Origin of the sequence: Cryobacterium sp. Hz9, from assembly GCF_004402825.1 — a bacterium.
Classification (GTDB): domain Bacteria; phylum Actinomycetota; class Actinomycetes; order Actinomycetales; family Microbacteriaceae; genus Cryobacterium; species Cryobacterium gelidum.
Map to the genome: position 1 here is coordinate 197,341 of NZ_SOFC01000021.1, position 10,289 is coordinate 207,629.

15 protein-coding genes are annotated in these 10,289 nt (G+C 64.7%); 8 read left to right on the top strand and 7 right to left on the bottom strand.

Features of this window, described 5'->3' with window-relative positions:
- Positions 1-39 precede the first annotated feature (39 nt).
- The 6 genes from E3N85_RS10680 to E3N85_RS10705 form a co-directional block, all read right to left on the bottom strand.
- Positions 40-738, bottom strand: coding sequence for a MerR family transcriptional regulator (locus E3N85_RS10680; protein WP_134463006.1), 699 nt, complete (start codon positions 736-738; stop codon positions 40-42).
- Between the two features lie 35 nt (positions 739-773).
- On the bottom strand, positions 774-1,208 hold the full coding sequence (locus tag E3N85_RS10685) for an FHA domain-containing protein (protein WP_166783933.1): 435 nt from the start codon (positions 1,206-1,208) through the stop codon (positions 774-776).
- Between the two features lie 187 nt (positions 1,209-1,395).
- On the bottom strand, positions 1,396-1,992 hold the full coding sequence (locus E3N85_RS10690; protein ID WP_134463174.1) for a CDP-alcohol phosphatidyltransferase family protein: 597 nt from the start codon (positions 1,990-1,992) through the stop codon (positions 1,396-1,398).
- A 43-nt stretch (positions 1,993-2,035) separates the two neighbouring features.
- Complete coding sequence (locus tag E3N85_RS10695) at positions 2,036-2,551, bottom strand: NUDIX domain-containing protein (protein WP_134463010.1); 516 nt, start codon at positions 2,549-2,551, stop codon at positions 2,036-2,038.
- Positions 2,552-2,596: 45 nt separating this feature from the next.
- The gene (locus E3N85_RS10700) at positions 2,597-3,151 is read right to left on the bottom strand and encodes an adenine phosphoribosyltransferase (protein ID WP_134463012.1); all 555 of its coding nucleotides are present in this window, start codon (positions 3,149-3,151) and stop codon (positions 2,597-2,599) included.
- 75 nt (positions 3,152-3,226) lie between these two features.
- Positions 3,227-3,799, bottom strand: a complete 573-nt coding sequence (locus E3N85_RS10705) for a MarR family winged helix-turn-helix transcriptional regulator (RefSeq protein ID WP_134463014.1) — start codon at positions 3,797-3,799, stop codon at positions 3,227-3,229.
- A gap of 80 nt (positions 3,800-3,879) precedes the next feature.
- Between E3N85_RS10705 and idi the strand changes: the two genes are divergently transcribed.
- From idi to E3N85_RS10745, 8 genes are read left to right on the top strand one after another with little or no spacing between them, the layout of a single operon-like run.
- Positions 3,880-4,419 carry an isopentenyl-diphosphate Delta-isomerase gene (idi, locus tag E3N85_RS10710; protein ID WP_134463016.1) on the top strand — a complete coding sequence of 180 codons (540 nt, stop codon included), beginning with the start codon at positions 3,880-3,882 and terminating at the stop codon, positions 4,417-4,419.
- Positions 4,412-5,458 carry a polyprenyl synthetase family protein gene (locus E3N85_RS10715; RefSeq protein ID WP_134463018.1) on the top strand — a complete coding sequence of 349 codons (1,047 nt, stop codon included), beginning with the start codon at positions 4,412-4,414 and terminating at the stop codon, positions 5,456-5,458. Before idi ends, E3N85_RS10715 begins: the two co-directional genes overlap by 8 nt.
- A gap of 11 nt (positions 5,459-5,469) precedes the next feature.
- Entirely contained in the window at positions 5,470-6,378 is a 909-nt protein-coding gene (locus tag E3N85_RS10720) for a squalene/phytoene synthase family protein (RefSeq protein WP_134463020.1), read from the top strand.
- The gene (gene crtI, locus E3N85_RS10725; RefSeq protein ID WP_134463022.1) at positions 6,375-8,009 is read left to right on the top strand and encodes a phytoene desaturase family protein; all 1,635 of its coding nucleotides are present in this window, start codon (positions 6,375-6,377) and stop codon (positions 8,007-8,009) included. Before E3N85_RS10720 ends, crtI begins: the two co-directional genes overlap by 4 nt.
- Entirely contained in the window at positions 8,006-8,323 is a 318-nt protein-coding gene (locus E3N85_RS10730) for a lycopene cyclase domain-containing protein (RefSeq protein WP_134463024.1), read from the top strand. The genes crtI and E3N85_RS10730 overlap by 4 nt, the downstream gene beginning before the upstream one ends.
- Position 8,324: 1 nt before the next feature.
- Positions 8,325-8,645: a lycopene cyclase domain-containing protein gene (locus E3N85_RS10735; RefSeq protein ID WP_134463026.1), complete on the top strand. Its 321-nt coding sequence runs from the start codon at positions 8,325-8,327 to the stop codon at positions 8,643-8,645.
- Complete coding sequence (locus tag E3N85_RS10740; protein ID WP_134463028.1) at positions 8,638-9,537, top strand: prenyltransferase; 900 nt, start codon at positions 8,638-8,640, stop codon at positions 9,535-9,537. The genes E3N85_RS10735 and E3N85_RS10740 overlap by 8 nt, the downstream gene beginning before the upstream one ends.
- A gap of 46 nt (positions 9,538-9,583) precedes the next feature.
- A complete protein-coding gene (locus E3N85_RS10745; RefSeq protein ID WP_134463030.1) occupies positions 9,584-9,961 on the top strand; it encodes an RNA-binding S4 domain-containing protein in 378 nt (125 codons plus the stop codon).
- Between the two features lie 31 nt (positions 9,962-9,992).
- On the opposite strand, the gene csrA is transcribed toward E3N85_RS10745, so the two are convergent.
- A complete protein-coding gene (gene csrA / locus E3N85_RS10750; RefSeq protein ID WP_134463032.1) occupies positions 9,993-10,289 on the bottom strand; it encodes a carbon storage regulator CsrA in 297 nt (98 codons plus the stop codon).

Consider the following 10,289-nt stretch of genomic DNA (forward strand, 5'->3'; position numbering starts at 1 on the left):
CACGACCCGCGTTGCTTTGCGTTTGAGTCAGTCTACGACCTACTTGGTCAGTCGGCCCAGTGCAGACCGAATCAGGCTGCCGCGAATGACCTCGAGTTGTCCAGCGATTTCGACGGCCATTTCGGCCGCCTTCGCCCGGCTGGACGCGTCTTTTCGACGAGCGAGTGGCACGAGGGCGCTTTCAATCAGTCCGAGTTCTCGTTCGGCGGCTCCGCGGAACCCCCGCAGGTGTCGCGGCTCGATGCCGCTGCGTTGCAGCTCCACCAGGGCACGCAGCACGTGCAGCACGCTGTCGCCGTAGTAGTCAGCTGGCAGGATGATCGATGCGGAGACGGCGTCGTGCAGCAGCGTGGCGGAGGCACCGGCCTCGCGCAATAAGTCGTCGCGGCTGAGGCGGCGCACCGTGCCGAGCATCGACGGCCCGGGGGTGGTTCCGCCCGGCAGAACCGGGGACAATCCGGCATCGAGATCGTCGAGATACGAACGGATGACTTTCAACGGCAGGTAGTGATCGCGCTGCATCGAGAGAATCAGTCGCAGACGATCGACGTCGCTGGTGCAGAATTTGCGATAGCCGGAGTCGGTGCGGGCCGGGGAGACTAGGCCCTGCTCTTCGAGAAAGCGCAGCTTCGACGGCGTCAGGTCGGTGAATTCCGGGGTGAGGCGTGCCAGGACCTGGCCGATACTCAAAAGCGGCGCTGCTCCCGAGGATTGCCTTTTCGCCGCCGACGCGGACACAGACGCGGAGCGAGCCTGGGCGGAGTGTGCCGCCACTACTCGCTCGGCGCGCGCGCGAGGTCGAGGCGCGATGCGTAGAACGTGAGGCGGAACTTGCCAACCTGCACCTCGGCGCCGTCCGTCAGATCAGCGGTTTCGATGCGCTCACCATCGAAGTATGTGCCGTTCAGCGAACCAAGATCTTTGACCGTGAAGGAGGTTCCACGGCGCAGGAATTCGGCGTGACGGCGCGACACGGTGACGTCGTCGAGAAAGATGTCGGCATTAGGGTGGCGGCCGACGCTCGTGAGATCGGCGTCGAGCAGAAACCGGGCCCCGGCATTGGGTCCTCGGCGAACGACCATGAGGGCCGAGCCAGACGGCAAAGCCACGATGGACGCCTGCTCTTCTGCCGTCACGTTGGAATCGATAGCGGCGATCTGGGCGGCGAACTCCTGGCTGAAGTTCATCGTCGTGTCAGTGCTGAGCATGTCGTGCACCTTCGTGGCTTCGTCAGGCGTCACACTGTTGGACGGATCGGAGCTGGACGGTACGGGGGTGGAGGCCTTGCTGGGCATTGTTTCGCCTGTCGTCTGGTTCTCGGGCTGATCTGCGGGCACGGGCACGTTTTGGCTCTCGGAAGAGTTATCTCCGACTAGACCGACCACCGTGCACCTCCTATCGTCCCAGCGTATCGGAAGATGCATCCTCGAAGACCCTCGGAAGTCGAATCACTCGCATGGTTTCAATGGCATAGATGATGCCAGCCCACCAATACAGGAAAGCGCCCCAAATTCCAAAGGCCCACCCCACTGGCTGCGACCACCACTCCAGTTGCGGAAAAGCCTGACCGAGCATGATCATCGGCAGGGCGTAGAACAGGCAGAAGGTGGCCACCTTGCCCAAATGGTGCACCGGAAGCGGACCGAAACCGAAGTTCGCGAGAATGATACCCAGTGCCAGCAGAAAAATGTCGCGCCCCACCACGACCAACACAATCCACCAGGGCACGAGGTCACGCCAGGCGAGCCCGATCAGCGCAGCAAAGATGTAGAGGCGATCGGCGGCCGGATCCAGCAGCTGGCCGAGCCGGGTGATCTGGTTCCACCGACGGGCCAGAAATCCGTCGAGCCAGTCGGTGATACTGGAAATGCTGAGCACGACGAGCGCCCAGGCATCCTCTCCCCGGGCGAGCAGCACGAGAAAAACCGGCACCAGCAATAGGCGCAGAAAGCTGAGCACGTTGGGCAGGGTCAGCACGCGATCGCTGACCATGCCGTTCGCTGCCCCTGTCACAGCTTTGAGTCTATCGAGTGGCTCAGCCGAGCCGCCCGCGCAGCGCGGGCCAGCTCGCGGCAAAACCGGGATGGAGTGCGAGCCGGTCAACAGCATCAGCGGCCACCCAGCGCAGGGCGATGCTCTCCTGGTCGCTGATGACGGGTTCGAATTCTTGTGTCGCCTCCATGACCACGGTGGTGTACGACCAGAATCCCAGGTCGACGAGGGAGGTGAATTTGAGCTGCATCAGGTCGGCGGGCACGCCGGCCTCCTCCCGTGCTTCGCGCAGAGCGGCCTCGATCGCGGTTTCGTTCTCGTGGCGGGCACCGCCGGGAAGGCCCCAGGTGTCACCGAAATGGCTCCACAGTGCGCGGTGCTGCAGCAAAACGCCAAGGCGTCGGTGGTGCACGAGCAGTCCGGCCGCACCGAAGCGGCCCCAGTACTTGCGGCCGTCTGGAGCATGCACCCACGCATCGCCGCTGTCGCGTTCACCGGCCGAGCGCGGGACACCCCGCGCACCATCCCCGAACACGTCAGCACCGGAACTGTCAGTCATGCTCTAAGCATGCCTGACCGCGGTGTGAAAACGAATTTATGCGACCTAGATCGACCTGATCGCGTGCACCGGTGTGGTGCCCAGGCGTTCACGACCGTGCAGGTCGGTCAGCTCGAGCACGACGCCGACGCCCGTGAGGATGTAGCCGGCCCGTTCGATCAAGCGGCTCGTGGCCGCGATGGTGCCACCCGTGGCGAGTACATCGTCAAGAATAAGAACGCGGGTACCGACCGAAAGCTGGCCGATTTCAAGTTCGAGCCGGGCCGAACCGTACTCGAGGTCGTACTCCTCGGTGAGCACGGTGCCGGGAAGCTTTCCGCCCTTGCGCACGGCCAGGACGGCCACGTTGGCCGCGTACCCGACGGCGGCAGCCAGCAGAAAGCCACGTGCCTCGATTCCGGCGACGGCATCGAATTGTCCGCGGTGCTGATCGGCGAGGTCGTCGATAATCGCGCGAAAGGCGACGGCGTCTGCGAAGACGGGATTGAGATCGCGGAAGAGAATGTCCGGCTGCGGAAAATCTGGGTAGGACGCCAGCAAGGCGTCGACGTGGGTGGCGGCCGATGACGGCGCAGCGGGAGGCGAGGAAAGTTGAGTCACTGATTCATCTTAAGCGGCTCCGGCGTTGGGCGTTGCGCTGTCAGGAAACGCCGCTCTGGTGAGCTGCCAGCCAGCTCACCCTTTCACTTGCGGCGACCGCAGCAGTGCGGCCGCAGTGGATTCCCGTTCGGCGGACACCTCCGGGCGCGGCCCGACAGCGATCGCGCTCATCGCGTCGAGAAACTGCACGATGGCTGCTTGCTGGTCGGCCGTGAGATCGAGGGCGACCTGCATCAGCTGCTCGTGCGTGCCCGACAGCACCTGTCGGACCTGCTCGTGCGACGACTGCGTCGCGAACAGCCGTTGCGCCCGACCGTCGTGAGGATTGACCTCACGGCGGATGTGACCGGAGGCCGAGAGCCTCGACAGGAGTTTTGCCGTTGCCGCCGACGAGATGTTCAGGAATTCGCTGAGATCCTTCGGACTGGCCACCCGGTGCAGGCGCTCGCAGGCGATGAGGTGACGAATGGCCGTCATGTCGGTTTCGTTCACGTTCATCTCGGTTTGAGCACGATGACGCATGGCTGCATCGGCCACCCGGAATCGCCGCACGGCCTGCAGAACCTCGATTGCTGGAGAAACGCCTATTTTCTTAGCGTCATACCAGTACGTTCCCTCCGCTGGGGGTCTACTCTCATCGTGGGACATACACCCATGGTAACGTGAGGAGTCGCTAACCTGGTTAGTTATTGTTATCTTGATTAGTGTGAACCGAGAAGGGGAAACGCGTGCAGACCGCCAACGCTCTTGATGAGCACGTCATTCTTCTCGACGAGGAAGGGCGCCACATCGGCACCGCGCCGAAGTACAGCATGCACGGTGAGAACACCGCGCTGCACCTCGCTTTCTCCTGTTACGTCTTCAATCCGGCCGGTGAAGTGCTCGTCACGCGACGAGCACTGACCAAGAAAGCCTGGCCGGGCGTGTGGACCAACTCCTTTTGTGGACATCCGCTGCCGGCGGAACCGTTCACGCAGGCCGTCGACCGCCGCGCCCACCATGAGCTCGGGCTGCGGATCGATAATATCGACCTCGTGCTCCCTACGTTTCGGTACCGCGCCACCGACAGCGGCGGCACGGTGGAGAACGAAATCTGTCCGGTCTACGTGGCCAGGACCGATCAGGAGCCAACACCGAATCCCGACGAAGTCGCCGAATATGCCTGGACCCGCCCGGCGGCGCTCTACCGCGCGGTCACCGACGCCCCCTGGGCCTTCAGCCCGTGGATGACCCTGCAGGTGCAACAGATGGACAGTTTCCGTGCTTGACACGGTTGCCGCCGGTGTCGCGACGGAACTGACCCGGTTTTTCGCCGCAGCCCGCTTGCGGGCGAGCGACTATGGCGAGCATTACGTGGCCCTGTGGGATTTTCTGGAGCGGGCCAGCAGCGGCGGCAAACGGGTGCGCCCGGCCTTGGTGCTGGCGGCCTATGCCGGTTTCGGTGGGCGTGACCAGACCCTCGTGGTACCGGTCGCCGTGAGTTTCGAATTGCTGCACACGGCGTTTCTCATTCACGACGACGTCATCGACCGTGACCTGGCCCGGCGCGGACAGGCGAACATTGCCGGCCGGTTCAACGACCGCGCGCTGGCGCACGGCGCCGACTCCGATCAGGCCCAAGTCTGGGCCGCCGCCGCGGCTATACTCGCCGGCGATCTCGCCCTCAGCGAAGCGCATCGTGCGCTGGCCAAACTTCCGGCCGACGTGGACACCCGGCTGCGGCTGCTCGATCTGCTCGACCGTGCGGTGTTCGTTTCGGCCGCAGGGGAGCTGGCCGACGTCACCAACAGCTCGGCGCGGCATCCACTCACCGTGGCCGAGGTGATCACGACCCTCGAGAACAAAACCGCCGTGTATTCCTTTGAAGGGCCGTTGCAGGCCGGAGCCGTACTGGCCGGGGCGTCGGCCGAGGCGATCGGCCTGCTCGGGCGCTACGGTCGCCTGGTCGGCGTGGCGTTCCAGCTCACGGACGACCTGCTCGGTGTGTTCGGCGATGCGGTCGAGACCGGCAAGAGCGTCACGGCGGATCTGCGCGAGGGCAAGCAGACCGCCCTGATCGCCCACGCCGGCACGACCGAGAGCTGGTCGCTGATTGCGCCCTACCTCGGCAAGGTCGACCTCAGCGAGGAAGAGGCCGAACAGGCCAGGGAGCATCTGCGCGCGTGCGGCGCGAAGGCGACCGCCGAGAGGCTCGCCTCTGACTACTCCCGTTCGGCGGTCGAAGCGCTCGACTCGGCAATCATTCCCGCGGAACTGCGAGCGAGCCTCACCGAGCTCGCGCACTCCGCCGTGAATCGGTCCCGCTGATGGGCCCGCTCATGGGCCCGCTGCGAGCTGCATCGGCTCAAACGGTCGCTGGCGCCAATCTGAACAAGTACGCGGAGACGGCACTGGCCAGTTCGACGACGGTCATCGGCCACTACTCCACCTCGTTCGGGCTTGCCGCCCGGCTGCTCGACGCCCGGGTGCGCATACCCGTACGCACGATCTATGCCCTCGTGCGTATCGCCGACGAGATCGTCGACGGGGCCGCCGCCGAAGCCGGCGTCGGGGTCGAGGAGCAGCGGCAACTGCTCGACGAGCTCGAGCTGGAGACTGAGCGGGCGATTGTGCGTGGGTACAGTACCAATCTCGTGGTGCATGCCTTCGCAGTGACGGCCCGTCAGTATGGCATCGACTCCAGCCTGATCGCGCCGTTCTTCGCCTCGATGCGCCGCGACCTCGACCCGGCACCGTTCACCGCTGACAGCGTCGCCGAGTACATTTACGGCTCCGCGGAGGTAATCGGACTCATGTGCCTGCGCTGCTTCGTGCACTGGTCACCGCGCACCGCCTCTGAACTCGAACTGCTCGAAGACGGTGCCCGACACCTCGGTGCCGCTTTTCAAAAGATCAATTTTCTGCGCGACCTGTCCTGCGATCGCGAAATTCTCGGTCGCAACTACTTTCCGGGGATCGACCCGCTGAACCTCACCGATGAGCAGAAGAACGCGATCCTCGACGACATCGACGCCGATCTGAGCATCGCCAGCGCCGTACTGCCGCTGTTGTCGCCCGGCTGCCGCCGCGCCGTAGCCGCGGCGCAGGGACTCTTCACACGATTGTCCCAGCGGCTCCGGTCAACCCCGGCCAACCAGTTATTGCGCTCCCGCGTTCGGGTGCCGGATGGAGAGAAAATCATGATCGCCCTGACTTCGGCGCTCGGTCCCGGCGCGTGGAAGCGATGACGCGCACCATCGTGATCGGCGGCGGTATAGCCGGTCTGGCCAGCGCCGCCCTGCTCGCCCGGGATGGCCACGACGTGACGCTCCTGGAATCCCGCTCCGAACTCGGTGGGCGGGCCGGCCTGTGGAGCGCCGAGGGGTATCGGTTCGACACCGGGCCGTCCTGGTATCTCATGCCGGAGGTCTTCGAGCATTTCTACCGGTTGTTCGGCACGAGCGCTGCCGAACAGCTCGACCTTGTGAAACTGGATCCCGGTTACCGGGTGCTCTTTGAGGGTGACCCGGACCCGCTGGATATTCGGGCTGACCGAGCCGCGAATATCCGTTTGTTCGACAGTGTGCAACCGGAAGCCGGGCGCGCGCTCGACCGCTACCTCGACTCTGCGGCCACAACCTATGACATGGCCGTGAAACGGTTCTTGTACTCGAGTTTCGAATCATTCCGGCCGCTTCTCGTTCCTGACGTGCTGCGGCGCCTCGGTCGCTTGGCTCGCCTGCTGCTGCAACCGCTCGACAAGTTCGTTGCCGGGTATGTCCGCGACCCGCGGCTGCGCCAAATCCTCGGGTACCCGGCCGTATTTCTGGGGTCGGCGCCAAACCTGACCCCGTCGATGTATCACCTGATGAGCCATCTTGACCTCGCCGACGGTGTGCTCTACCCGCAGGGAGGTTTCACCACGCTGATCGACAGCATCGCCGGAATCGCCCGGGCCGAAGGCGTGCGCATCATCACTGATGCGAGGGTCACGGCCATTCGCGTCACCGATCGGAACCGCGTTGCCGGTGTGCGGTATGACGACGCCGACGGCAGGTCGACGCAGCTCGATTCCGACGTGGTGGTGTCGGCAGCCGACCTGCACCACACCGAAACCGAACTGGTCCCCGCGAAGCTGCAGACCTATCCCGAGCGCTGGTGGAACAAGCGCGTGTCGGGGCCCGGGGCCGTGCTGGTGATGCTCGGCGTGACCGGGCAACTTCCCCAGCTGGCGCACCACTCGCTGTTCTTCACGACCGATTGGGGTAAGAACTTCGGTCAGATCTTCGGCACGAAGACCTCCGTGCCATCCCCGGCGTCCCTGTACGTGTGCATGCCGAGTGCCACCGACCCGTCGGTGGCACCGACCGGTGACAGCAACCTGTTTGTGCTGGTGCCCGTGCCGGCCGATGTGACCCTGGGTGGCGGCGGCATCAATGGTGCCGGTTCGACCACGGTCGAGCTGGTAGCGGATGCCGCTATCGCGCAGGTCGCCCAGTGGGCCAACATTCCCGACCTCGCCGAACGCGTGTCGGTGCGGCGCACGGTCGGCCCGGCCGACTTCGCAGACGACCTCAACTCGTGGAAGGGGGGTGCCCTCGGCCCCGCGCACACCCTGCGGCAGAGCGCCTTCATGCGAGGATCGAATATGTCCAAGAAGATTGCGGGCCTGTACTACGCCGGAGGCACCACCATTCCCGGCATCGGGCTACCGATGTGCCTGATCAGCGCCGAGATTTTGCTCAAGCGGCTGCGTCACGACACCACGACGGGACCGCTGGCGGAACCGCTGCCGACCCGACCTAAGCGGCCCCCCGGCCCAACCGATCTGCCCGGGGTTACCAAAAAACCGGTGAAGTCTGCGCCACGCCGGTCGTGAGCGTTCTGTACCTGCTGACTTTACTGCTCTCACTCGGGGGCATGGCGGTGCTGGACTGGCGCTTTCGTCTGTTCTTCTGGCGTTCCCCCGGGCGGGCGGCCCTCGTGCTCGGCATCGGGGTGCTGTTCTTTCTCGCTTGGGACCTGCTCGGCATCGATCTGGGCATCTTCTACCGCGGTGAAACAGCGCTGATGACCGGCGTGCAGCTGGCGCCGGAACTGCCGCTTGAGGAGGTCTTCTTTCTCACCTTTCTCTGTTACCTGACCATGATCCTGGTGCAGGCCGCTCGTCGCGTGCTCAAGCCGCGGGTTTGACATGACCTATCTTCTGCTGAATGCGGCTTTTCTCGCCGCCGCCTTGCTCGTGGCCGCCGTGGCCCTGGTGCGACGATTGCTTTCGGCCCGTTTCGTCGCTGCTGTGGCCGTTGCCCTCTGCCTGACGCTGCTACTGACGGCCGTGTTCGATAACCTGATGATTGGGGCTGGACTGTTCAGCTACGACCCGGCGCACATTTCCGGGCTGTTCATCGGTCTGGCCCCGATCGAAGATTTTGCCTACCCGCTCGCCGCGGCGATTCTACTTCCGGCTCTGTGGGTGCTTTCGGGCGGTACCAGGTTAGGACGAACGGATGACTGAGCAGCTCGGCACGGCAGGATGGAAGACCCGGCAGGTCGTGCTGTCGTCGCGGCCGCTCAGCTGGGTCAACACGGCGTTTCCCTTCGCCGCCGTGTACGTGGTGACCACCGGGCGCATCGATGCGCTGTTGATCGTGGGCACGCTGTTCTTTCTCATTCCCTACAACCTGTTGATGTACGGCATCAACGATGTCTACGATTACGAGTCCGATTTGCGCAACCCGCGGAAGGGCGGCGCTGAGGGGGCACTGCTGCACCCCGCGCTGCACCGAACGGTAATTGCCGCCGGGGTTCTTTCCTCGGCGATTGTGGGCGGGGCGATGGTCTTTTTGGCGGGGTCGGGGCATCCGCTTTCGTGGATCGTTCTCTCCCTGAGCCTGTTTGCGGTGGTGGCCTACTCGGTGCGCGGGCTGCGGTTCAAGGAACGGCCCATTCTGGACTCGATCACCTCGAGCGCCCACTTCGTCAGCCCCGCCGTCTATGGGCTCGTGGTGGCCGGCGCCACCATCAACTTTGGGCTGCTCGCCCTGCTCGCGGCGTTCTTTCTGTGGGGCATGGCCAGCCATGCCTTCGGAGCGGTGCAAGACGTCGAACCCGATCGCCAGTCCGGAATTGCGTCGATCGCGACGGCTCTCGGTGCCTGGCCGACCGTGCGGCTCGCGATCACCTTCTGGGTTCTGGCGGGCTTGCTCATGCTGGCGACGCCGTGGCCTGGGCCGCTGGCCGCCGTGCTGGCCGTTCCGTACGTTCTGGCGGTGCTGCCGTTCTGGTCGGTCAGCGATGAGCAGTCGGAGAGTGCTAACCGGGGCTGGAAACGTTTTCTCTGGCTCAACTTCTTCACTGGTTTCATCGCGACCCTGCTGCTGATCATCTGGGTGCGGCAGGGCGCCTGAACGTTCTGGTCGCAGCCCGGCAGAGTGAGGCCGTTAGAGTAACAAGATGGAGCTTACGTCTGCCCGCGTCGACAGTTGGAGCTGGGGCGTGCGCCTGTTCAAAACCCGGTCGATGGCCACGACCGCCTGCCGCGCCGGCCACGTGAAAGTGAACGGGGACAAGGCCAAGGCAGCGCAGGCCCTGCACATTGGCGATGAGGTGCGCGTGCGCTCGGACGGCTTCGACCGGGTGCTGATCGTGTCGCGCCTCGTGGTCAAGCGGGTCGGGGCGGTCGTCGCTGCCGAATGCTACGTCGATAAGACTCCCCCGCCGCCGCCGCGCGAAGAGGTGGCCCTGGTGCCCATGCGCGACCGCGGCGCCGGGCGGCCGACCAAACGTGAACGCCGGGAGATCGACGAGCTGCGCGGGCACGTCAACGAGTGACGGCTGCTGCGACTGCGCTCGTTGAGGCGGTTCAGCCCTCCGCGGGCGGGTTTGGCAGCGGAGGTGTCTGAGGCTGGGCCTGGACTGATTGCAACGCGGTAAACACTCCGATCGACCGTTTGATGCGCTCCTCGGCGTCGGTGTCGATTTGGCTCGCGGCGAGGTTCGCCTCGCTGACAGCGCGCACGACTTCGTCACGCTGAATCTTGACGCCGCGTGGTGCGTCGATTCCGATGCGCACACTGTCGCCGCGGGCGTCGAGCACGGTGATGACGATATCGTCACCGATGAGGATCTTTTCCCCCGGTTTGCGTGTCAGAACGAGCAT